19 protein-coding genes and 2 pseudogenes are annotated in these 22,441 nt (G+C 71.9%); 10 read left to right on the top strand and 11 right to left on the bottom strand.

The features are described 5' to 3' along the window. Window positions 1–12: 12 nt before the first annotated feature. A complete protein-coding gene (ppk2, locus tag F7R91_RS09780) occupies window positions 13–816 on the top strand; it encodes a polyphosphate kinase 2 (protein WP_150946628.1) in 804 nt (267 codons plus the stop codon). Between the two features lie 18 nt (window positions 817–834). Here ppk2 and F7R91_RS09785 read toward each other — a convergent pair whose 3' ends face one another. Further along, window positions 835–1,740: a universal stress protein gene (locus F7R91_RS09785; protein WP_150946630.1), complete on the bottom strand. Its 906-nt coding sequence runs from the start codon at window positions 1,738–1,740 to the stop codon at window positions 835–837. Window positions 1,741–2,013: 273 nt separating this feature from the next. On the opposite strand from F7R91_RS09785, the gene F7R91_RS09790 reads away from it, so the two are divergent. The 4 genes from F7R91_RS09790 (at window position 2,014) to F7R91_RS09805 (ending at window position 7,291) form a co-directional block, all read left to right on the top strand. Next, a complete protein-coding gene (locus tag F7R91_RS09790; protein ID WP_150946631.1) occupies window positions 2,014–3,723 on the top strand; it encodes a SulP family inorganic anion transporter in 1,710 nt (569 codons plus the stop codon). 205 nt (window positions 3,724–3,928) lie between these two features. Continuing rightward, complete coding sequence (locus tag F7R91_RS09795; protein ID WP_150946633.1) at window positions 3,929–5,143, top strand: globin domain-containing protein; 1,215 nt, start codon at window positions 3,929–3,931, stop codon at window positions 5,141–5,143. A 32-nt stretch (window positions 5,144–5,175) separates the two neighbouring features. Next, window positions 5,176–5,595 (top strand): hypothetical protein, encoded by a 420-nt coding sequence (locus F7R91_RS09800; RefSeq protein WP_191971420.1) that lies wholly within the window; start codon window positions 5,176–5,178, stop codon window positions 5,593–5,595. Between the two features lie 124 nt (window positions 5,596–5,719). Then, window positions 5,720–7,291, top strand: coding sequence for an oleate hydratase (locus F7R91_RS09805; RefSeq protein WP_150946635.1), 1,572 nt, complete (start codon window positions 5,720–5,722; stop codon window positions 7,289–7,291). A gap of 25 nt (window positions 7,292–7,316) precedes the next feature. Here the strand turns inward: F7R91_RS09805 and F7R91_RS09810 are convergent, their stop codons facing one another. The 5 genes from F7R91_RS09810 to F7R91_RS09830 all read right to left on the bottom strand — a co-directional run bounded on the left by F7R91_RS09810 (window position 7,317) and on the right by F7R91_RS09830 (window position 11,948). Then, complete coding sequence (locus tag F7R91_RS09810; RefSeq protein ID WP_150946637.1) at window positions 7,317–8,150, bottom strand: class II glutamine amidotransferase; 834 nt, start codon at window positions 8,148–8,150, stop codon at window positions 7,317–7,319. A 693-nt stretch (window positions 8,151–8,843) separates the two neighbouring features. Further along, a complete protein-coding gene (locus F7R91_RS09815; RefSeq protein WP_150946639.1) occupies window positions 8,844–10,223 on the bottom strand; it encodes a diacylglycerol/lipid kinase family protein in 1,380 nt (459 codons plus the stop codon). Between the two features lie 22 nt (window positions 10,224–10,245). Next, window positions 10,246–10,692 (bottom strand): DUF7144 family membrane protein, encoded by a 447-nt coding sequence (locus tag F7R91_RS09820; protein WP_150946641.1) that lies wholly within the window; start codon window positions 10,690–10,692, stop codon window positions 10,246–10,248. Window positions 10,693–10,723: 31 nt separating this feature from the next. Next, the gene (locus tag F7R91_RS09825; RefSeq protein WP_150946642.1) at window positions 10,724–11,188 is read right to left on the bottom strand and encodes an SHOCT domain-containing protein; all 465 of its coding nucleotides are present in this window, start codon (window positions 11,186–11,188) and stop codon (window positions 10,724–10,726) included. Window positions 11,189–11,291: 103 nt separating this feature from the next. Further along, window positions 11,292–11,948, bottom strand: a complete 657-nt coding sequence (locus F7R91_RS09830; RefSeq protein ID WP_150946644.1) for an HdeD family acid-resistance protein — start codon at window positions 11,946–11,948, stop codon at window positions 11,292–11,294. A 153-nt stretch (window positions 11,949–12,101) separates the two neighbouring features. Between F7R91_RS09830 and F7R91_RS09835 the strand changes: the two genes are divergently transcribed. Both F7R91_RS09835 and F7R91_RS09840 read left to right on the top strand, forming a co-directional pair. Then, window positions 12,102–12,674: a potassium channel family protein gene (locus tag F7R91_RS09835; protein ID WP_150946646.1), complete on the top strand. Its 573-nt coding sequence runs from the start codon at window positions 12,102–12,104 to the stop codon at window positions 12,672–12,674. Window positions 12,675–12,716: 42 nt separating this feature from the next. Further along, the gene (locus F7R91_RS09840) at window positions 12,717–14,126 is read left to right on the top strand and encodes a DUF2252 domain-containing protein (protein ID WP_150946648.1); all 1,410 of its coding nucleotides are present in this window, start codon (window positions 12,717–12,719) and stop codon (window positions 14,124–14,126) included. Between the two features lie 56 nt (window positions 14,127–14,182). Here the strand turns inward: F7R91_RS09840 and F7R91_RS09845 are convergent, their stop codons facing one another. From F7R91_RS09845 to F7R91_RS09855, 3 genes are all read right to left on the bottom strand, one after another. After that, a complete protein-coding gene (locus F7R91_RS09845; RefSeq protein WP_150946877.1) occupies window positions 14,183–14,386 on the bottom strand; it encodes a hypothetical protein in 204 nt (67 codons plus the stop codon). A 145-nt stretch (window positions 14,387–14,531) separates the two neighbouring features. Further along, window positions 14,532–15,053: a hypothetical protein gene (locus tag F7R91_RS09850; RefSeq protein ID WP_408056021.1), complete on the bottom strand. Its 522-nt coding sequence runs from the start codon at window positions 15,051–15,053 to the stop codon at window positions 14,532–14,534. Continuing rightward, window positions 15,050–17,728, bottom strand: a complete 2,679-nt coding sequence (locus tag F7R91_RS09855; protein ID WP_150946650.1) for a LuxR C-terminal-related transcriptional regulator — start codon at window positions 17,726–17,728, stop codon at window positions 15,050–15,052. Before F7R91_RS09855 ends, F7R91_RS09850 begins: the two co-directional genes overlap by 4 nt. 193 nt (window positions 17,729–17,921) lie before the next feature. Here F7R91_RS09855 and F7R91_RS09860 point away from each other — a divergent pair, with 193 nt between their 5' ends. Together F7R91_RS09860 and F7R91_RS41950 are read left to right on the top strand one after the other, a co-directional pair. Beyond that, entirely contained in the window at window positions 17,922–20,015 is a 2,094-nt protein-coding gene (locus F7R91_RS09860; RefSeq protein ID WP_225320585.1) for a SpoIIE family protein phosphatase, read from the top strand. 418 nt (window positions 20,016–20,433) lie between these two features. Further along, window positions 20,434–20,571, top strand: a pseudogene (locus F7R91_RS41950) (BBE domain-containing protein); the annotation flags it as partial. Between the two features lie 2 nt (window positions 20,572–20,573). On the opposite strand, the gene F7R91_RS09870 reads toward F7R91_RS41950, so the two are convergent. Both F7R91_RS09870 and F7R91_RS09875 read right to left on the bottom strand, forming a co-directional pair. Further along, a complete protein-coding gene (locus F7R91_RS09870; protein WP_150946653.1) occupies window positions 20,574–21,185 on the bottom strand; it encodes a TetR/AcrR family transcriptional regulator in 612 nt (203 codons plus the stop codon). A 47-nt stretch (window positions 21,186–21,232) separates the two neighbouring features. Continuing rightward, a pseudogene (locus F7R91_RS09875) lies at window positions 21,233–21,636 on the bottom strand (3-hydroxyacyl-CoA dehydrogenase family protein); the annotation flags it as partial. A 20-nt stretch (window positions 21,637–21,656) separates the two neighbouring features. Here F7R91_RS09875 and F7R91_RS09880 point away from each other — a divergent pair. Further along, complete coding sequence (locus tag F7R91_RS09880) at window positions 21,657–22,412, top strand: aldehyde dehydrogenase family protein (protein WP_230989790.1); 756 nt, start codon at window positions 21,657–21,659, stop codon at window positions 22,410–22,412. The last annotated feature ends 29 nt before the right edge of the window (window positions 22,413–22,441 follow it).

A 22,441-nucleotide genomic window follows, 5' to 3' on the forward strand; every position in this document is an offset into this window, starting at 1 on the left:
CGGGGAGGCGGCATGGCCGAGGACAAAGCGGCGACGCTGCCGCGCAAGGTGTACGAGAAGGAACTGCTGCGTCTGCAGACGGAGTTGGTGAGGCTTCAGGAGTGGGTGCGGGCGGAGGGCGCCCGGCTGGTCGTGATCTTCGAGGGGCGCGACGCGGCGGGCAAGGGCGGCACCATCAAGCGGGTCGCGGAACACCTCAACCCCCGGCTGGCGCGGATCGCGGCCCTCCCCAAGCCGACCGAGCGCGAACGCACCCAGTGGTACTTCCAGCGGTACGTCGAGCATCTGCCGGCCGCCGGGGAGATCGTCCTGTTCGACCGGTCCTGGTACAACCGGGCCGGTGTCGAGCATGTGATGGGTTACTGCACCAAGGAGGAGCACCAGCTCTTCCTGCGCCAGTGCCCGATCTTCGAGCGGATGCTGGTGGAGGACGGCATCCTGCTGCGCAAGTACTGGTTCTCGGTGAGCGACGCGGTGCAGCAGGAGCGGTTCAGGCGCCGGCTGGACGATCCGGTGCGGCGCTGGAAGCTGTCGCCGATGGACCTGGAGTCGATCACCCGCTGGGAGGCGTACTCCCGGGCCAAGGACGAGATGCTGGTGCACACCGACATCTCGGAGGCGCCCTGGTACGTCGTCGAGAGCGACGACAAGCGCCGGGCCCGGCTGAACATGATCGCCCATCTGCTGGGCACCTTCCCCTACCACGAGGTGCCGCCGCCGGTGCTGGAGCTGCCGGAGCGGCCCGCGTCGACCGGCTACCAGCGCCCGCCGCGCGATCTGCAGACCTATGTCCCGGACCACGCGGCGAGCCTGTGACGCACGCCTGCTCGCGCCTCAGTCGTGCGCGACGACGGCGACGGGGGCGGCGGCGTGGTGCAGCACGGCGTGCGTGACAGGACCGATGTGCGCCCCGATCGGGCTGCGGCGGATCCTGCGGCCGACCACGACGAGGGAGGCCTCACGGGAGGCGTCGATCAGCTGCTGGGAGGAGCTGCCGGCGTGGGAGACCTCGACCACCTCGACGTCCGGGTACTTCTGCCGCCAGGGGCGCAGCATCGCGGTGAGGGCGGCGGCGTCCTGCCGGGCCAGTTCCGCGTTGAGCCCGGGGTCGGCGGGCAGGCCGTAGGCGAAGTACGGCGGCAGGTTCCAGCCGTGCACGACCCGCAGGGCGGTGCCACGGCGGGCGGCCTCCTCGAAGGCGAAGGCGATCACCGTGTCGTCGGGGTGGTCGGTGTCCAGGCCGAGGAGCACGGGGCGGTACGGGGTCGCCGCGGACGGGATGCCCGCCGGGTCCATGGCGTGCTCGTCGGCTGCCTGCTCACCGGCTCGTACGAGCACCACGGGCACCTCGGTGTGCGCGATCACGGCCAGGCCCACGGATCCGACGAGGAAGCCGCCGAGCCCGCCCAGCGCGCGGGAACCGAGGACCAGCAGCTCGGCGTCCTTCGCCGCGTCCGCCAGTATCTCGGCGGGCCGGCCGTTGATCTGCTGCTGTGTGATGTCGACGCCGGGGTGGCGCAGGCGCAGACCCTCGGCCGTCTCGCGGGGGATGCGCTCGGTCCAGTGCGCCTGGGTCTCGGCACCGAGCAGCGGCGCCTGGGCCATGGGCTCGGGGACGGGTTCCCAGACGTTGACGAGCTTCAGGGGCAGGGCGCGCAACTTCGCCTCGCGGGCTGCCCATTCAGCGGCGGCACGGCTCTCGGGCGAGCCGTCGATACCGGCGACTACGGTGCGGACCATGATGATGTGCCTCCTGAACTCTGGTTCTGCTTCCAGGGTGGTGGTGCGGGGGTGTGCCGGACAGGGGCCGCAGGTCCCCGGCGGGGCCCGACGGGCCCCGTCCGACACCACCCCACTCTCCCGGCACGGGCACCCCCTTCGCGCCGTGCCGAAGGTCCGCGGCCGAGGGCTGAACGGCCCTGTCGGCACGGCGTGTTGGCAATCCGGTCGGGTTCCCGCTCGCGGTCGCGGGTCCGGCGGTGGATCCTGTGATCACCCGGTGGAAGGAGAGTCATGGCCCAGGGCTGGGGCGCCCGTGTCGTCAAGTGGCGCCGTCTGACGCCCGGCCTCGTCCCGCTCATCGGTTACCGCCGCTCGTGGCTGAAGGGCGACGTACTGGCCGGAGTGACGGTGGCCGCGTATCTCGTGCCCCAGGTGATGGCGTACGCGGGGGTCGCCGGGCTGCCGCCGGTCACCGGGCTGTGGGCGATCCTGCCCGCGCTCGGGCTGTACGCGGTGCTCGGCTCCTCGCGCCTGCTGTCCGTCGGGCCCGAGTCGACGACCGCGCTGATGACGGCGACGGTGGTGGGCCCCCTCGCGGCCGGCGATCCGGGCCGGTACGCCGCGCTGGCGGCGGCGCTCGCGATCGCGGTCGGTCTGCTGTGCGTGGTGGCGTGGGCGGCGCGGCTCGGCTTCGTCGCGGATCTGCTGTCCCGTCCGGTCCTCATCGGCTATCTGGCCGGCGTGGCGATGATCATGATCGTGGACCAGCTGCCCAAGCTGACAGGCGTGGACACCGAGGGCGACGCCTTCTTCGCCCAGCTGTGGTCGTTCGTGACGAACCTGGCGGACATCCATTGGCCCACCCTGCTCTTTTCGGCCGTCGAACTCGCCTTCCTGCTCGCCGTCACCCGGTACTTCCCCGTCGTACCCGGCCCGCTGCTCGCCCTGGTGCTGGGCACGGCGGCGGTGGTGGTCTTCGAGCTCGAGGACCGCTACGACATCAAGGTGATCGGCGAGGTCCCGGCCGGGCTGCCGGAGTTCGATGTGCCGGACCTGACCGATCTGCCGCAGCTGCTGCTGCCCGCCCTCGGCGTCCTCATCGTCGGCTACACCGACTTCATCCTCACCGCACGGGCCTTCACCGGCGCCGACGACGGCACCGAGCTGGACGCCAACCAGGAGTTCCTCGCCCTGGGCGCCGCCAACTTCGGCGCCGGCACACTGCACGGCTTCCCGGTCAGCAGCAGCGCCAGCCGCACCGCGCTCGCCTCCTCCGCGGGCGCCCGCAGCCAGGCGTACTCACTGGTCGCCGGCGCGGCCGTCCTCTCCGTCCTGCTGTTCCTGAGCCAGTTGCTCACCCGCACCCCGACCGCGATCCTCGGCGCGCTCGTCGTCTACGCCGCCCTGCGCATGATCGACCTGGCGGGATTCCGCAAACTGGCGTCCTTCCGCCGCAGGGAACTGCTGCTGGCGCTCGGCTGTCTGGCCGGCGTGCTCGTCCTCGACATCCTGTACGGCGTGCTGGTCGCCGTCGGTCTGTCGGTGGCCGAGCTGCTCACCCGGGTGGCCCGGCCGCACGACGCCGTAGAGGGGCTGGTGCCGGGCCTGGCGGGCATGCACGACGTCGACGACTATCCGCAGGCCCGCACCATTCCCGGCCTGCTGATCTACCGCTATGACTCCCCGCTGTTCTTCGCCAACGCGGAGGACTTCGGGCGCCGGGCACGGGCGGCCGTCGACGGGCAGACGGAGCCGGTGCGCTGGTTCGTCCTCAACACGGAGGCGAACGTCGAGGTCGACATCACCGCGCTGGACGCCGTGGACGAGCTCCGCCGCGAACTCACCGACCGCGGCATCGTCTTCGCCCTCGCCCGGGTCAAGCAGGACCTGCTGGACGACCTGAAGGCCTACGGCCTCGCGGACAGCGTCGGCAACGACCGGATCTTCCCCACCCTGCCCACGGCGGTCGAGGCGTACCGGGAGTGGAACGGCGGCCAGTAGGCCCCCGGGTCGTCCCAAAGGGCCGTCCGGCCCTGTTCCGGCACCGTCCGCCGACCCGAAGGTCCCGAGTCGGTAAGCCGTTGGTCCCGGCTCGGCGGAGGGCGGCAAAACGGCGCCGAAACGCGGTCGGTCGCCTGCTAGACAGGAGATCGCCGCCCCTGAGACGCGGTGACCTTCCCCTCCGATTCCGTGCCCAGGAGGCCTCATGCTGTCCGCAGAATCCGCCGCCGTCGTGCGTGCCACCCTCCCCGCCGTGGGCGGAGCGCTCGACGAGATCACCACGCGCTTCTACCGGGCGATGTTCCGGGACCGGCCGGAGCTGCTCGACGGCATGTTCAACCGCGGCAACCAGGCCAGTGGCGCCCAGCGCCGCGCGCTGGCCGGGTCGATCGCCGGCTTCGCGACCGCGCTCCTCGACCATCCCGAGACGCGCCCGGACGCCCTGCTGGGACGGATCGCGCACAAACACGCCGCGGTCGGGGTCACCGACGACCAGTACACGATCGTGCACAAGTACCTGTTCGGCGCGATCGCCGAGGTCCTGGGCGACGCGGTCACCCCGGAGGTGGCGGCCGCCTGGGACGAGGTGTACTGGCTGATGGCCGGTGCCCTCATCGCGCAGGAGGCCCGCCTCTACCAGGACGCGGGCACGCAGCCGGGCCGCATCTGGCAGCGGTGGACGGTCGTCGAGCGCCGCACCGAGACCCCGGACGTGGTGTCCTTCCTGCTCCGCCCGGCCGACGGCGCACCGGCGCCGCGGGCGCGCGCGGGCCAGTACGTGAGCGTCCGCGTCCGTATGACCGACGGGATACTCCAGCTGCGTCAGTACAGCCTGTCCGCCGATCCGGGCGGGGAGCTGCGGCGGATCACGGTGAAGCGGGTCGACGGCACCGACGAGGCACCGGGCGGCGAGGTCTCCAACCTCCTGCACGAGCAGGTCCGCGAGGGGGACGAACTGACTCTCTCCGCGCCCTTCGGCGACATCGTCCTCGACGACCCGGCCGACGCCGCCGACCCGGTCGTGCTGGTCTCGGCGGGCATCGGCTGCACGCCCATGACGGGCATGCTGGCCCACCTCGCCGCCACCGGTTCGGCCCGCCCCGTGCTGGTCCTGCACGCCGACCGCTCCCCCGAGGACCACGCCCTGCGCACCGAGACACGGCAGCTCGTCGAGGGGCTGCCGGGCGCCCGTGCCGTCTTCTGGTACGAACGCCCCGGGGTGGAGGAGGCCGACGCCCGCGCCGGCCTGATGGACCTGAACGGGATCGAACTGCCGGACGGCGCCACGGTGTTCCTGTGCGGCCCGCTGCCCTTCATGCGCGAGGTACGCGGACAGCTGCTGGACGCCGGTGTTCCCGCCCGGAACATCCGCTACGAGGTCTTCGGACCCGACCTGTGGCTGCCCGCCGAGGCGGCCTGAACCACATCGAACTCCGCGCGAAAGGAACCGACATGACCAGCGACAACACCCAGGGTGCTCCCGCCGTTCTGCTCCGTTCGACCGGCCCCGTGGACGAGGAGACCCTCACGTACGCCCGTACGAAGATCGACGCCGTGGTGGCCCGGTCGGGTCTGCCCGCGGTGACCGGCGAGGTGCGGATCACCAAGGCGGCCGCCCATCATGCCGACCATCCGTGGTCGGCGACGGCCGCCCTGCACATCGGCAGGCACGAGGTGGTCGTCGTCGCCGAGGAGGCCACCGGTCACGAGCTCGTCGACCGGCTCCAGGACCGGCTGCGCCGCCAGACCGACAAGGTCACCCGCGCCTGGCACCAGGGCCACCGGTCCGATGTCCCGCCGTGGCGCGGCGCCTTCCGGACGTCCCGGCCCGTCGGCGGGGGCGAGGACGCGGAGGGCCCCCGCTCCGCGTGAGCCGAGCGGTCGCGTTCCCCCGGGCCGTCCGGACCCCACGGGTACCGGACGGCCCACTGACGCCGCCCGCGGTCACGCGAAAGGGTGGAGGTGCGGTTCCCGGTCCGGGCAACGAGGAGTTCTGATGGCGAAGGCGTATCTGGTGGGCAGCGGCATCGCGGCACTGGCCGCGGCGGCGTTCCTGATCCGTGACGGCGGTTTCGCCGGGCCGGACATCCAGCTCTTCGAGCAGCAGCGGCAGACCGGCGGCAGTCTCGATGCCGGCGGCACGGCCGACACGGGCTTCACCATGCGCGGCGGGCGGATGTTCGAGGCGGAGTACCGCTGCACCTACGACCTCCTGTCCGGCATCCCCACCCTGGACGACCCGTCGATTTCGGTCACGCAGGAGATCCTCGCCGGGCGCGAGGAATTTGCCTGGGACGACATCGCACGCCTCGTCGACGGCGACGGGAAGATCATCGATACCCGGTCGATGGGGCTCTCCGAGCGCGACCGGCTGGACCTGGTCCGCTGTCTGGCGACCCCCGAGGGACATCTGGACGGCAAGCGGATCACGGACTGCTTCGGCGAGCACTTCTTCACCACGAACTTCTGGTTCATGTGGTGCACCACGTTCGCCTTCCAGCCCTGGCACAGCGCGGTCGAGTTCCGCCGCTATCTCCGGCGGTTCGTGCATCTCTTCCCCGAGTTCGCCTCCCTGTCGGGCTTCCACCGGACCCGCTACAACCAGTACGACTCCATCGTGCTGCCGCTGACCGCCTGGCTCCGCGAGCGCGGCGTCGTCTTCCACACCGGCTGCCAGGTCACCGACCTGCCGCTGGCGCCCGGGCACCGGAGCACCACGGTCGAGACGATCTGTCTGTACCGGGGCGGCCGCGAGGAGAAGATCCCGGTGTCCCCCGAGGACCTGGTCCTGGTCACCAACGGCTCCATGACGGACGCCTCCAGCCTCGGCTCGCACACGAGCGCGCCGCCCCCGCATCCCCGTCGTTCGGACGCCTGGCTGCTCTGGCACCGGCTGGCCCGGGGCCGTGAGGACTTCGGCGACCCGGCCGCCTTCGACAAGCACATCAAGGAGTCCCGCTGGGAGTCCTTCACCGTCACCGCGAAGGATCCGGCCTTCCTGGACGCGCTGGAGAAATTCAGCGGACGCGAGACCGGCCGGGGCGGCCTGATGACGTTCACCGACTCCAACTGGCTGCTCACCATCGTGGCCAACCGTCAGCCGGTCTACCGCGACCAGCCCGAAGGCGTCTCGGTCTGGTGGGGCTACGGCATGTTCCCCGGCCGCGCGGGCCATCACACGCCCAAGCCGATGACGATGTGCTCGGGCCGGGAGATCCTCGAGGAGGTCCTGCACCATCTGCCGTTCGACGAGCAGGTCGTGGACCGCGTCCTGGCCACGTCCACCGTCGTGCCCTGTGTGATGCCGTACATCACCAGCCAGTTCCTGGTCCGCCGCCGCGACGACCGGCCCCATGTCGTCCCCGAGGGCTCGGTCAACCTCGCCTTCATCGGGCAGTTCGCCGAAGTGCCGGACGACGTCGTCTTCACCGTCGAGTACTCCGTACGCACCGCCTGGACGGCGGTGGCCCGGCTCCTCGGCCTCAACAAGCATCCGCCCGCGGTCTACAAGGGCCACCACGACCCCCATGTGCTGGCCGCCGCACTGGAGACCATGCACCGCCGCTGACCGGGGAGACCGGGGCCCGGGCGCCTCACGCGGCCTGCGGCACGAAGGAGCGCAGTTCGTCCTCTCCGTGCTGCACGACGCCGTAGCTGCTCTCGGGGACCTCGTTCCAGGCGCCGGGCATCTCGCCCAGCGGCTCGGACACGATGAGACGGGTCTCGTCGGAGACCTCCCGCAGGAACTCCAGGTCGGGGTGGAGCGCCCGCAGTGTCTCCACCGCGGTGCTGTAGAACAGCGAGCGCGAATGGCCCTCGCTGGAGTAGCGGAAGGCCCACAGCCGCTCCCCGTCGGTCACGGCGACCGTCATCTGGAGCGGGAACTCCACTCCGTGCTCGTGGCCGACCTGCTCCACCAGGCCCGCCATCCGGGCGACGGCGCTCGGCGGGTCCTTCTCCAGCCCGAAGGTCATGGCCAGGAAGAACATCATCTCGGAGTCCGTCGAGCCCTCCATGTCGAGGAACAGTTGCGGATCGACGGCCAGCGCGAGGTCCCTCCGGATGCGGTGGAAGTCGGCGATCGCGCCGTTGTGCATCCACATCCAGCGGCCGTGGCGGAAGGGGTGGCAGTTGGTCTGCTGCACCGCGGTGCCGGTCGTGGCCCGGATGTGGGCGAAGAACAGATGGGAGCGGACGTGATCGGCGATCTCCCTCAGGTTGCGGTTGCTCCATGCCGGGCCGATGTCCCGGAAGACTCCGGGAGTGTCGAGGTCCTGCCCGTACCAGCCGATGCCGAACCCGTCACCGTTGGTCGTCTCGACGCCCAGTCGGGAGTGCAGGCTCTGGTCGATCAGCGAGTGGGACGGCTTGTAGAGGATAGTGTCGAGCAGGACGGGCGTTCCCGAGTAAGCGAGCCACCTGCACATCGGATTCCGCCTTCCTGCCGCGGGGTTCCAGCCCCGTCTCGTCATGTACGTCCCGCCCAGCTCACCCCGACACCGGCTGGCGGGACATCGCCTGCGACGGGTGATTTCCGCTTCCGCGGCCGGCATCCCGCATCGTCTGGAGCATTCCCCGGACGACTTCCGCGGGTCCGGGGAGGCGGGAGCGGCACGCGGCATGCGGCCTGCAAGCGCCTCCGCCGGCCCCGGGCCGGGCGGATCCCGGCGCCCGCCCGCGGCCGACCGACGGCTGTGGCCCGCAGCGCCTCAACCCGCCCCGGGCCGGGCGGGTCAGGCGGCTTCCGCCGTACGACGCCCCCACAGCCCGACCAGCGACTGCCGCGCACTGTGACCCCAGCGTCCTTCGACGCGGGAGCGGCAGATGCCCCGCGAACGCACCCACCGACCCCGAGCCGCGCGGGTCATTGCCCCCGAGCGGCTCCACCGACCGCGAACCGCTCGGGTCCGGCGGCCTCCCGGGCCCGGCTCCCACCCGCGGCCGGTCGGGGACTGCCGCGCGACCGTGACCCCAGCCTCCGCCCACGCGGGAACGGCACATGCCCCGCGAAAGCACCCACCAACTGCGAGCCGGGCCGGTCAAGCAGCCACCCGAACCGCCGCCCGCCCACCGCCAGCCGCTGGCTGCCGCGCACTCGTGGCCCCGGCCTCCGCCGAGGATCAAGCGGCCTCTGCCGCCCCCTGCCCGCCCGTCCCCGGGCGGCCCAGTGCGAGTCGGGTGATGCGGGGCCAGTCGGCCGACGTTCGGCTCAGGGCCGTGCCGGGGCGGTGGCGTGGCACCCGGATCCGTAGGGCACCCGGCGCGATCCGGCACACCACGGGTGCCGGCAGCAGCACATGCTCCCCGTCGATGCCGGCCGGGACGGTGTCCGTGTCCGCCTCCACGACCGCCTCCCGCGCGGTGAGCCGCAGCAGGCTCCCGGAACGGGGGCCGCGCAGCAGCTGCGCCGCCTGCGCCGCGCTGCCGACCCGCACACACAGCAGTCCGAGCAGTCCGGAGTCCAGCCGCTCCCTGCGCCCCGGATGGGCCGAGTCGACGGCTCGCAGATAGGGGTTGTTGCTGACGAGCAGCGCCTGCAGCCCGTCGGCGCTTGTGTCACCGGCCCGCATCCGCAGCTTCGGGGCGTCGGGGCCGCTGAGGAGTCCGGGCAGGGTCTGCAGGGTCGTCTGGACCTTCTCGTCGCGGTAGGCCGGGTCGCTGACGACGGCCGCGTACGTTCCGAACGAGGCGTTGTTGACGAACACCCGGTCGGCCGCGAACCCCAGGTCGACGCGGAGCTCGACGCCGTCGGCGAGGCCGTCGAGGGCCGCCGCGGGGTCGTCGCGGTCGAGGCCGAGGTCGAGCGCGAAGTGGTTGCGGGTGCCGGCCGGGATCACCAGGAAGGGCAGGTCGTGCTGGGCGGCCACCTCGGCCACCAGGGCCTGGGTGCCGTCTCCGCCCGCCACCGCCAGCAGGTCGGCCCCCTCGGACACGGCCTGCCGGGCCAGTTCGGCGACGTCCTGCCGTCCGGCGCCGAGCAGGACGACTCGGGCGCCCGCCGCCCGTGCCTTGTCCACCAGGTGGAAACGGTCCACCTTGCCGCCGCCGGAGCGCGGGTTCATGAGGATCCAGGGGTGCTGGGGTGCCGCCGCGGGGGCACGCTCGGGTGCGGAGGGAGCATGACGGGGTATCACGGCGACCCGGGCCGCGACCGTGGCCACCAGCCACAGGGCCAGGGACAGCAGGGCCGGTACCAGCATGCCCGACGCGCCGTACAGCGCCAGGACCACGGCGGGTGCGGCCACGCAGAGGGCCACGCCGGCCAGTCTCACCACGCCGGTGTGGGCCAGGGCCCACCACACCCCGGCGGCCGCGAGCGCCAGTCCGGCGATGCCGACCAGCGCCCACAGCACGCTCCGCAGACCGGCGGCCACGAGCGGTACCAGCGCGGCCGCGAGCAGGGCGAGCAGGGCCAGCCGCGCCCATCCGGCCCGGCCCTCACCGGCAGCCGAAACGGAGCGGCCGTTCGGCCGCTCCGCCTCGGCGCTGTGTGCATCCACGCGACGCCCTCCCCCGCCTGACTCACACGTTGCGCGGCGGTTGCTCGAACGAGTCGGCGGTCACGTCCTGCCGGGCCACGCACAGGGCCCAGATGATGAACCCCGACATGGCGATCATCACGATCGACCAGACCGGGTAGTACGGCAGGTCGAGGAAGTTGGCGATGATGATCAGTCCGGCGATGCCCACGCCGATGACCCGCGCCCACATCGCCGCCTGGAACAGTCCCAGACTGACGATCACGGCGACGGCGCCCAGGATGACGTGGATCCAGCCCCAGCCGGTGAGGTCGAACTCGAAGACGTAATTGCGGGTCGCGACGAAGACGTCGTCCTCGGCGATGCCCATGATGCCCCGGAAGATGTCGAGCAGGCCTGCGATCATGAGCATGACGGCTGCGAAGACCGTCAGTCCCTGGGCCCATTGCCGCCTGGCCGTGTGTGCGCGGGGAGTGTGTGTCGCGGTCATCCTGCTGCCTCGATTCAGTCGTACGGTGCCCTCAGTGACCGGAGGTGGAGGTGGCGGCACCCGTGCTCTGCGACGAGCCGTGGCCGCTCAGTACCATTTCCTTCGCCCGGCGGAACTCCTCGTCCGAGATGTCGCCGCGGGCCCGGATCTCGGACAGCTTGGCGAGCTCGTCGGCGCTACTGGTCCCTCCGCCGCTCTTGGCGGTCTCCCGGATGTAGGAGTCGAACTGGCGCTGCTGCTCGCGCGCCTGTGCAACCTCGCGGCGGCCCATGCCCCTGCCGCGGGCGATCACGTAGACCAGCACGCCCAGGAAGGGCAGGCAGATGCAGAACAGCAGCCAGCCGGTCTTGGCCCACCCGCTCATGTCGTCGTCACGGAAGATGTCGACGACGACCCGGAAGAGCAGGATGAACCACATGATCCACAGGAAGAACCACAGCATGGACCAGAAGACGCTCAGCAGCGGATAGTCGTACGCGAGGTACTGCCCACTCATGTCTCTCCTCCGTCCCGGGCATTCGCCCGCAGGCGTTCCGTGACGTTCTCAGCGTGCGCACGGCAAGTGCGCCCCGGCATCACCCGAGGCGGGTGAGACTGCCTCAGACCGTGGGCCCCCGCGGCTCTGTGGCGCGTGCCCGGGCGAGCGCGGATCGCCAGGCGAGGGCGACCACCACCTCGACCAGGCCCAGCAGGACCAGCCACAGACCGAGCATCCGGGTCAGCGCGCGCGCCGACTCGAACGGCAGGGCCAGCACCACGATTCCGGCGAGGATGCCGATCACAGCGGCGCCGAGGACGAAGCCGCGGTGCGGCATGCCCTTGGCAGCGAGGGCCGTGAAGAGGGTGAGGATGCCGGACACCAGCCAGACGATCCCGACGACCAGCGAGAGCGCGGCGACGGTCTGCAGCGGGTTCCTCAGGCACAGCACCCCGGCCAGGACGTACAGCACCGCGACGAGCAGCCCGGGCAGCCGTTCACCGGCCTCGTCCCGGGCGAAGACCTCGACGAACCGGAACGCCCCGGTCACCAGCAGGTACAGGCCGAGGAGGACCGCCAGGACGTGCAGGGTCTCGTCCGGCCAGACCAGGATCAGGATGCCCGGCACGAGCGTGGTGACCGCGGAAGCGAGGATCCAGGTCCAGGAGCGCCCGAGTCTCGCCAGCACGTCCGCGGGGTCCTCGGCTGCCCGGGAAGCCGCCCCGTCGGGCAGGTGTTCCGGTCCGGTACGCGGTGCCGGACCTCGCGGCACGGTCATGGCTCCTCCTCGCGCTGGCTGCCCGGCCAGCCTCCCGCCGGCGCTCGGCCCCGCGGATCACCCCTGGCGGGTGATCCGCGCGCGTGACCCGGGCGATGAGCTGGGAGCGGACACATGCGTCGGCGAGCCACGGAACGGACGAAGAGACACACGATGAACGATCCAGTGGCAGACTCCGGCCGGTCGGGACGTGCGTCGCACCGCAGACGGCCGGGTCCGGGGCGGCGGACGGCCGCTGTCGCCCTCGCGCGAGCCCTGTGCATCACCGCGGCCCTTGTCGCCGCCTACTTCCTGCTGCCCGTGAACGGGGGCGACACCGGCAGCTGGACCCTGCTCGCGTCCGGACTGCTGGCGCTGGTCCTGTTCTTCTCCGGGGCCGTGCGGGTCATCGTGCGCTCTCCCTGGCCCCTGCTGAGGGCCGTCGAGACCCTGACCGTCACGCTGTCGCTGTATCTCGTGCTCTTCGCCAGCTCCTACTACCTGCTGGAGCGGTCCTCCCCGGGTTCGCTCAGCGAGCCGCTGACGAGAACGGACGCCCTGTACTTCACGCTGACCACCTTCACCACGGTCGGGTTCGGCGACATCACCGCCCGCTCCCAGACCGGCCGGGTGCTGACGATGCTTCAGATGGCCAGCGGGCTGCTGCTCGTGGGCGTCGCCGCCCGAGTGCTCGCCAATGCGGTCCGGACCGGACTGCGCCGGCAGGGACGGGAGCCGCTGCAGTAGGACTCCCCCGGCACCAGGACATCCCTCCAGGAGGTTTGAACCATGACCGCACCGAATGCATTCACCGTGTCCCTGCCCCCGGCCGAGAGGGCGGCGTACGGCAGGAACGCGCGCACGCGCGCGCCGCGTTCGTCCCACGGTTCGTTCGAGGCGGCGAGCGACCGGCCCGACCCGATCGATGTGATAGAGCGTCAGTCCGCCACGCGTGTCCAGGAGTTGGTGCCGATCCGGTACGGCCGCATGACCGAGTCCCCGTTCCGTTTCTACCGGGGTGCGGCAGCGATCATGGCCACGGACCTCGGACCCGCCCCGAACAGCGGCCTGGCGGTGCAGCTGTGCGGGGACGCCCACCTGCTCAACTTCCGGCTGCTGGCCTCGCCCGAGCGTCATCTGGTCTTCGACATCAACGACTTCGACGAGACCCTGGCCGGTCCGTTCGAATGGGACGTCAAGCGACTGGCCTCCAGCTTCGTGATCGCCGGCCGCGCCAACGGTTTCTCGGTCAAGGAGCAGAACAGCGCGGTGCGGGACTGCGTGCAGGCCTACCGGGAGCGCATGCGGGAGTTCGCCGGCATGCGCACCCTGGACATCTGGTACGCGCAGGACGATGTCGACAGCATGCGCCGGCTGATGGCCTCGTCGATGGACAAGGAGTCAAGGCGCCGTGCCGCCGAGGCGTCGGAGCGTGCCCGCAAGCACACCTATATGCAGGCTGTCGAGAAACTCACCCACGTCACGGAGGAAGGCCGGCAGATCGCACCGGACCCGCCGCTGATCACTCCGCTCCGGGACCTTCTGGCGGAGTCGTCCGACGACAGCACGGAGAAGGAACTCCAGACCGTTCTGGAGGAGTACGCGCGGACCCTGTCGTCCGAGCGCCGGCATCTGCTGCACCACTACCGGCTGGTCGACATCGCCCGCAAGGTGGTGGGCGTCGGCAGCGTCGGAACGCGCTGCTGGATCCTGCTCCTGCTGGGCAGGGACGACAGCGACCCCCTGCTGCTGCAGGCCAAGGAGGCCCAGCAGTCGGTCCTGGCGGCCCACACGGGCGCCGAGAGCTTCGACAACCAGGGCCGCCGTGTGGTCACGGGACAGCGGCTGATCCAGACGACCAGCGACATCTTCCTGGGCTGGACCCATGTCACCGGCATCGACGGGCAGGGCCGGGACTTCTATGTACGCCAACTGCGGGACTGGAAGGGCATCGCACGGCCGGAAACCATGGATCCCGCCCAGCTCCGCCTGTTCGGGCAGGTGTGCGGAGGCAGTCTGGCGCGGGCGCATGCCCGTTCCGGCGACCCCGTCGCCATCGCCGCGTATCTGGGCGGGAGCGACCGCTTCGACCGCGCGCTCACCGGGTTCGCCCAGGACTACGCCGACCGGAACGAGCGGGACTTCGAGGAGTTGGCGGCCGCCGTGCGCACCGGCCGGGTCCGGGCCGAGAGCCTCTGAGAACAGCAGCCGGTCTCGCGTGGGGGGATCGGCCGGGGGGGGATCGGCCGGGGGGTTCAGCCCGTCTCGGGCAGCTGGCGCATCTCCAGGACCCGCAGTCCCAGCGACTGGCAGCGCGCCAGCAGCCCGTACAGGTGCGCCTCGTCGAGGACGGTGCCGAACAGAACCGTCTGGCCGGCCATCAGCACATGGTCCAGCTCCGGAAAGGCTCTCGTCAGCGTCTCCGACATATGTCCGTCGACGCGGATCTCGTAGCGCATGAACTGCTCTCCCCCGATGTCCTGGGACAGGCGGGATGCACCCTTGTCTGCGATCATCCGTCGCGGCACGCCGCCCGGCCTCACCCGGCAGAGGTGAAACGTCGCCCGTGCACGCGCCGCCGGTCTCCATGCGCCAGACAGAGCCTCAATGCGTCAGATAGAGCTTGAACGCGATGATCAGCAGACCCAGCACCACGTTCACCGACGCGGTCATGGCCACCAGACCCCACGAGGCACCCGCCCGTCGTGCCGCGGCCGCCGACCAGCCCACCTGGCCCGCCACGGCGACCGACAGCGCCAGCCAGAGGGTGCCCGGCACATCGAGGCCCAGGAGGGGGCTGACGGCCACGGCGGCGGCAGGCGGGACGGCCGCCTTGACGATCGGCCACTCGTCACGGCACACGTCGAACACGATCCGCCGGTCCAGCGCCCGCTGCGCAAGGCGCGCTCCGAACAGCTGGGCGTGTACATGCGCGATCCAGAACACCAGGCCGGTGACCAGCAGGAGCAGCACCAGGTGCAGCCGGTCGAACGACTCCAGGGTGCCCGCGCCGACGACCACCGAGGCGGCGAGCATGGATCCGTAGACGCCGCCGGTGTAGTCGGTATGGACCCGGCGTTCGGCGATGCCGGTGCTCCCGGATCCGCGGGAGGCCGGCGTGGTCACAGCAGCCGCAATTCGCGTGCGCGGCGCACCGCGTCGTTGCGCCGGTTGACCGCCAGCTTCCGGTAGACGCTCTTGAGGTGGGTCTTGACCGTGTTCACCGACACGTACAGATCGGCGGCTATCTCCTCCGTCGACATCATCTGCGCCAGCCGTTGCAGCACATCGCGCTCCCGCTCGCTCAGCTCCTCCACGACCGGCGGCGGCTGGTCGGCCGGCCGGGGCGCCGCACCGTGCGACGGCGGGCCGGGGGTGAGCCAGCCGGCCGCCAGCCCCCGCAGCGGAGCCATGCCCAGGAACGGCCGGATCCACGGTCCCGCCTCGACGAAGGGACGGCGCAGCCGCTCCCGCCGTGCCTCGTGGAGCGCCTGGGCGACGAGCCTGCGTGAGGTGACGGCGTCCCCGGCCCGGTCCGCGGCCTGCGCTCTCACCAGAGCGGCCCGGACGGTGACCGCGGGGCCGCTGCGGCCGTCGGGGTGCACCCTGTCGAGGAGGTCGATGGCTTCCGCGGGCCTGCCCGCGGCGAGCCGGGCGCGCGCGGCTTCCACGGCGCACGCCACCTGCCCCTCGGACACGGCATCCAGCAGTTCGACGGCGGTCTCCGGCCGGCCTTCGGCCAGATGGGCGGCGGAGGCGACCAGCGCCGTGTGCCCCTGCGCCCAGGGGGAGACGACGTCGGCGCCGAGATCCGGTTCCACCGCCTGGAGCGCGGCCCGGGTGTCACCGCGGGCCAGCAGCAGACGTGCGGTGGCGATGGCCCGGCCCGCTTCCGTCACCGGGTCCCGCATCGCGGGGTCGTCGGCCGCCACGTCGAGGAGGGCCTGGGCCTGGTCCAGTTCGTTGCGGTCCACGGCCACCGCGGCCAGGACCAGTCGCCCGACACCGGAGCCCGACGGCTGCGACAGGCCGAACCGCTCCGTCTCGGCGATCGCCGCCCGGGCCTTGCGCTCCGCCCTGTCCAGCCAGCCGTTCAGATAGTCGATCAGCGCCAGGCGGCCCAGCGAGTCCTCGCGCGGCAGCGCCGTGGACGCTCCGCCGGAGCAGTCGGCGACCGCGGTCAGGGCGGTGCGCGCGTCGTCGAAGCGTCCGGCCCACAGTCGTGCGGAGCCCAGATGCACCAGCAGCAGGGCGGTCAGTTCGGGATGCTTGTCCAGGAGGTGGGCCGGGACCTTCTCCCGCAGTCTCTCGGCCTCGGCCGCCGCCCTCTCCGCCTGTTCCGGCGATCCGGCCAGCCGGGCCGCCAGGGCTTCCAGCAGGGCACAGCTCAGCCTGGCCGCCGCCAGGCCGGGTGTGTCGCCCGCCGCGCGCTCCTCCCCCGCCAGGCTCTGCTTCGCATGCTGCAGATGGGTCAGGCCGCGGTCGAGGTCGCTGCGGGACAGCTCACGGGCCGCGCGGACGAGGTCCGTGGCCGGGCTCGTGGCCTCGGGCCCCATACGGGAGAACAGCTCGGCGAGGTCGTCGGAGCGCAGGCCGGTGAAGAGCTGGCCGATGGCGAGGTCGTCGACGAGTGCGGCCGCGGTGAACTCCCAGTCCCCCGCGGCGGCACCGTGGCCGAGGGTCTCCGCGAGGGAACCGGAGCGCCGTAGCCATGCGGCGGCCCGTCGGTGGAGTTCTGGCTCCAGGCCGGGGGAGCGCACCCGCAGATGGGCTTGAAGGATCTCCCTGAACAGGGGGTGAAGGCGGTACCAGCCGTGCCCGAGGTGCTCGACGAACGCGTTCTCGCGGTGCAGCCCCGCGAGGATGGGCTCGGCGTCGGCGCGCTCCGTCAGCGCGTTCGCCAGCTCCGGACTGAAGCGCTCCAGGACACTCACCCGCAGCAGGAGGTCCTGTGTCTCCGGGGTCTGCCGCTTGAGGACCTCCGCGAGCAGGAAGTCGGCGACGGTGGTGCGGTCGGCCTCGAACTCCTTCAGATACGTCGCCGGATCCGGGCTCTCCTGCGCGGCCAGGGCGCACAGCCGCAGACCGGCGGCCCATCCCCGGGTGCGCTCGACGAGCGTGCGCGCGGCGGGCACCGGGAGGTGCAGCCCGTGCCGTTCCATCAGTGCGGCCGCCTCCTCGGGGGTGAAGGCCAGCTCGGCGTCCCTGATCTCCGTCATGTCGCCCACCGCCCGGTACCGGTGCAGGGGCAGCAGGGGTTCGGTGCGGGTGACGAGGATCAGGCGCATGCCGCGTCCCGTGTGGTGCAGGACGAACTCCAGCTGCTCCGCGATCTCCGGGTCGGTGACCCGGTCGAACTCGTCGAGGACCACGATCACCGGCCGGTCCCGGGTGCTCAGATCGGTCGCGAGCCGCGTCAGCAGCGTCCGGTCCACACGGCCGGCCTCCGCCGGGGAGCCGACCCCCTCCGACAGCGGCAGTCCGGACACCCGCAGGGCCTGGAGCAGGTACGCCCAGAACATCCCGGGGCCCTGGATTCCGGCGTCGGTGGTGAGCCAGGCGACGGGCTCCCGCCGCGCGGCCCAGTCGGCGACCAGCAGGGTCTTGCCCGCGCCGGCTGCGCCGTTGACCATCGTCAGCGGTGTCCGCAGGGCCTGGTCGAGATGCCTGACCAGCCGGTTGCGCCTCAGGAACGTCGCCGGGCGCGTGGGGACGGCGAACCGGGTGCGCAGAAAGGGATCCCCTTGGGGATCAGCCTCCGGTCCCTTCGATCGCGGACCGTTGTCGTCGAGCCCGGCCATGGCGCTCACCGCCACACGTCGTCAGGTCATGGGTAGCGCTCCTTCCTCAGCATCCCAGCGTTCCGGCGGATCTGCTCTGCGAGACGCTCTGCGGGTGCGCTCACGGCGACCCCGGAGCACGCTTGAGGCATGCCCGGAAGCGGGGCAGCCGTGCGCCGGAGCAGGCACAGGACGGAGCTCGGAGGTGGTCCGTGTGGCGCACAGCGATCCCGGCCGGGGCGTTGACGAGCGGGCGGCCTCGATGCTGGAGGCGCTGTTCACGCAGTCACCGGTCGGGCTCCATCTGCTGGACACGGATCTGCGGGTGGTCCGCGTCAACACCGGCGCGCCCGGAATGCGAGGGCGTCGGTGGGAGGACTTGAGAGGGCGCCGGGCCCGCGACGTCTACGAACCCCTTGAGGACGACGTGGATGTGCTCCTGCGCAAGGTGCTGGACACCGGAGCGCCCCTGCTGCGGCGCATCATCAGGGCGCGCGTCCCCGGGGATCCGCCGCAGGAGCGGCAGGTACGGCACTTCGAGGTCAGTGCGCTGCGCCTGGAGAGCCCGAGCGGCTCGGTGCTGGGAGTGGCGGTCACCGCGGTGGACGTCACCGAACGGGAACGGGCCCGTAGCCGCACCCTGGTGCTGGACGCCGTACGACGGCATGTGGGGCGCACGCTGGATCCGGTCGTGACGGGCGAGGAACTCGTCGGGGCCGTGGTCCCCGCGTTCGCCGATGTCGCGATCGTCGAGGTGGTGGACGCCGTGCTGCGCGGCGACGAGCCGCCGCCGGCCCCGCTGCCCACGGGCACGCCCCTCATGCGCACCGCGTTCCGCGGCGCCCGTGACCGGCTGCCGCAGGCCCATCCGGTGGGCGACGTCCGCCGGCTGCCGGCTCCGACCCCCTACACCCAGGCCCTGACCGACCTGCGGCCCCGGGTGGTCCCGCTGCGAGCGGACGCTCCCTGGCTGTCCGTCGATGCCCCGCGCGCGGCGGCGATCCGCTCGTCCCGGGCCCATTCCCTCCTCGTGGTTCCCCTGGCGCTGCGCGACGCCGCCCTCGGCATCGTGAGTCTGTACCGCACCGAGGACGCGGCTCCCTTCGACGAGGACGACCGGGAGCTCGCGGTGGAGCTGGCCGCACACACGGCGCTGTGCATCGACAACGCGCGGCGCTACACCCGGGAGCACACCATCGCCGCCACGGTCCAGCGCCAGCTGCTGCCCCGCCGCCCGGAGACGCATGCGTCGCTGGAGACCGCCTACCTCTCCGTCACCGGTGCCGAGCCCGGCGCCTGGTACGACACCATCCCGCTGTCCAGCGCCCGCACCGCCCTCGTCGTGGGCAGGGTGTCGGGGCGCGGACTGAACGCGGCCGCGACCATGGGGCAGCTGCGCACCGCCGTACGCTCCCTGTCGGCGTTCGATCTCGCCCCCGACGAGCTCCTCGCCCGGCTGCACGACACGGCGAGTCAGCTCGCCGCCGAACGGGAGCGCCTCCCGCAGGGCGATCCGCTGCGCCGCGAACCGCTCGAAGCCGATTGCGTGTTCGCGGTGCACGACCCCCTGACCGGCAGATGCGCGATGGCGGCGGCCGGCCATCTGGCCCCGCTCGTCGTGTGCCCGGACCGCGCCGTCACCGTCCCCCCCACCCTGGCCGGCCCCCGGCTGGGCGCCACGGAGGGCACGCCCTTCGCGGCCGTCGACGTGGAGGTGCCGGACGGCAGCGTGCTGGTGTTCACCAGTGATCCGCTGGTCACGTCGTATCTCGCCGGATCCCCTGAGCTGCTGCCGCCGGCGGGCGATTTCCGCGAACGTCCGCTGCAGGAGCTCTGCGACGCTCTCGTCTACGCCCTCCCGGAGGGTCTGGGCGCCGGTGACGCCGCGGTGATCGTCGCGCGTACCCGGTCCTTTCCCGCCGACCGGATCGCCGTGTGGCCGCTCGACTGCGAACCCGCGGCCGTGGCCCTCGCCCGGCGCCGCGCCCGCGCTCAGCTCGAAGCATGGGGCGTGGACGAGGAGACCGCATCCAACACCGAGCTCATCGTCAGCGAACTCGTCACCAACGCCGTCCGCTACGGCAGCCCCCCGCTCGAACTCCGCCTGATCCATGACCGCACCCTGACCTGCGAGGTGCGGGACGCCGGCGCTGCCGCGCCGCATCTGCGGCACGCGGCCACGGCCGACGAGGGCGGACGGGGCCTTTTCATCACCGCGCAGCTGTCGCGGGCCTGGGGCACCCGCTTCACGCCTCCCGGCAAGACGCTCTGGACCGAGCAGGCCCTGCCCGACCACCCGCCGCCCTGAGTGCGAGCAAGGCGGCGCCGACGCCGCGCCCGGTACCTATCCTGAGGAAGGGTCCTCCCGCTCGCCCGGAACGAGAAGGGAGCGGCGTGTGACCGAGTGGAGCATCGGCACCGGCCGGCAGCCGGCACCGGCAGCCGAGCGGGCCGTCCCGCTCAGGCAGGCCCGGGACGCCGTGACCCGGGAGGCATGGGCCGACGCGTACGGCCTCTTGCGCGGTCTGGACGCCGCTCGTCTCACCCCCGACGACTGCGCCGGGTTCGCCGATGCCGCCTGGTGGACGAGCCGCATCGAGGAGTCGATCGTCCAGCGGACGAGGGCGTACTCCGGGTATGCGGCGGCGGGCGCCGCCCGGCGGGCCGTGTACTGCGCGTGGATGCTCTTCTCCGAGCACCAGCCGGCAGGACGAGATGCCGTGGCCTATGTGAACTTCATGGACGCCGACGACCAGCACCGCGTACGGGCCAACTACCGCGGGAACCACGCTCGTCTGACGGCGCTGAAGCGGCGCCACGACCCGGGGAACCTGTTCCGCCTCAACCACAACATCGTGCCGTGACCTCAGCCCGTCGGCACCGTGTCCGGCAGGCCGAGCGCCGCGGACACGGGGCGCCAGACGGACATGAGCGCCGTCTCCAGGGTGACCGTCGGATCGCGCAGCATCAGACGGATGCCGTAGCCGTCGCTCAGGGACAGGACGAGGGTGCTGAGGTCGTCCACATCGGTGGGCGTGAACTCGCCGGACGCGATGCCGCGCCGCAGTGCGCCGGCCACCCAGGCGTGCAGTTGCGCGTACAGGTCCACGGCGAAGACCCGGGTGGTCTCGTCGCGCAGCGCCCGGACCCACAGCTCCTGCCACAGCCTCCAGTCCTGGTGCAGTTGCGGATCGGTCGGCAGCAGATTGCGCACGATGCGGGCCAGGATGACCGCCGCCGACGCTGTTCCCGCGTCGCGTTCGACGTCGACGGCGGTGTTGGCGAAGGAGTGGGTCATCGCCTCGGTGAACAGCTTCTCGCGCGTGTCGAAGTGGTAGTGCAGCAGCGCCGTCGACACACCGGCCCGCTCGGCGACCATGCGCATCCGGATCTTCTCGAAACCGATCTCGGCGATGACCTCGCACGCCGCGGTCAGGATGCGCTCGCGTGTGTCGGCCGTGCGCACCTTGGTGGACACCCTGCGGCTCCCCTCGTTCGGTGGTCGTACGCCGTGACCATCTTCCCTCACCGCTGCCTCACCGGTGTCGCCCCCTCGCCCCGCGGCCGACTGTCGTAGCTGTGGAAGCCGCCCGCCCGGACTTCCGTCCCAGCAGGCCCGCCTCCACCATCCTGGACAGCAGCGGGGGCGGCGAGTACTGGGGTTCGCGGAACTCGGTGTACAGCGACTCGGCGATGGCCCGCGTGGTGTCCAGGCCGATCAGGTCCGTCAGCGCCAGCGGGCCGAGCGGGTGCGCGCAGCCGAGGACCATGCCCCGGTCGACGTCCTCGACGGAGGCGCTGCCCGACTCCACCATGCGGATCGCGGCGAGGAGATACGGGACGAGCAGCGCGTTGACGACGAAGCCTGCCTTGCCCCGGGTGCGCACGACCTCCTTGCCGAGGGTGCCGGTCACGAAGTCCTCGGCCCGCCCACCCGCAGGTGCGGCTGGTGGCCGTCACCGGCAGTGTCCGCGCCGGACAGGAGATCGCCGCCGCGGCGGCCGCCGACCTGAAGCGGCTGCACCTGGAACTCGGCGGCAACGCGCCGGTGTTGATCCACGAGGACGCCGATCTCGACGAAGCGGTGGAGCAGTTGTCGTCGCTGGCCTTCTACAACGCGGGTCAGGACTGCACGGCCGCCACCAGAATCCTGGTGCACCACCGGATCCACGACGCCTTCCTGGACGCCTTCGCCGACCGCGCCGCCCGGCTGCGGCCCGGAGCCTTCGACGACGCCGACGCCGACTTCGGCCCGCTCGCCAACGCGGGCCAACTCGCCACCGTACGCGGTCTGCTGGAGCGCCTGCCCGGGCACACCGAGGTCGTCACCGGGGGCATGGCACTGGACCGTCCCGGCTACTTCCACCAGACCACGGTGGTCGCCGGGGCGCGGCAGGGCGACGAGATCGTCCGCAGCGAGGTGTTCGGGCCGGTCGTCACCGTCCAGCCGTTCACGGACGAGTCCGAGGCCTTCGAGATGGCGAACTCCGTCCCCCAGGGACTCGCGGCGAGTGTCTGGACGCGGGACCACGACCGCGCCATGCGCGCGAGCCGTGCGCTGCACACGGGCATCGTCTGGGTCAACACCCACGGCACGACGGTGTCGGAGATGCCGCACGGCGGTGTACGCCACTCCGGCTACGGCAGCGACCTCTCCCTCACCGGCCTGCTGGACTACACACAGGTCAAGCACGTCATGCTCTGAGGTGCCGCCGACGTCCAAGCGCCGCACAC

This window comes from Streptomyces luteolifulvus, assembly GCF_008806595.1.
Classification (GTDB): domain Bacteria; phylum Actinomycetota; class Actinomycetes; order Streptomycetales; family Streptomycetaceae; genus Streptomyces; species Streptomyces luteolifulvus.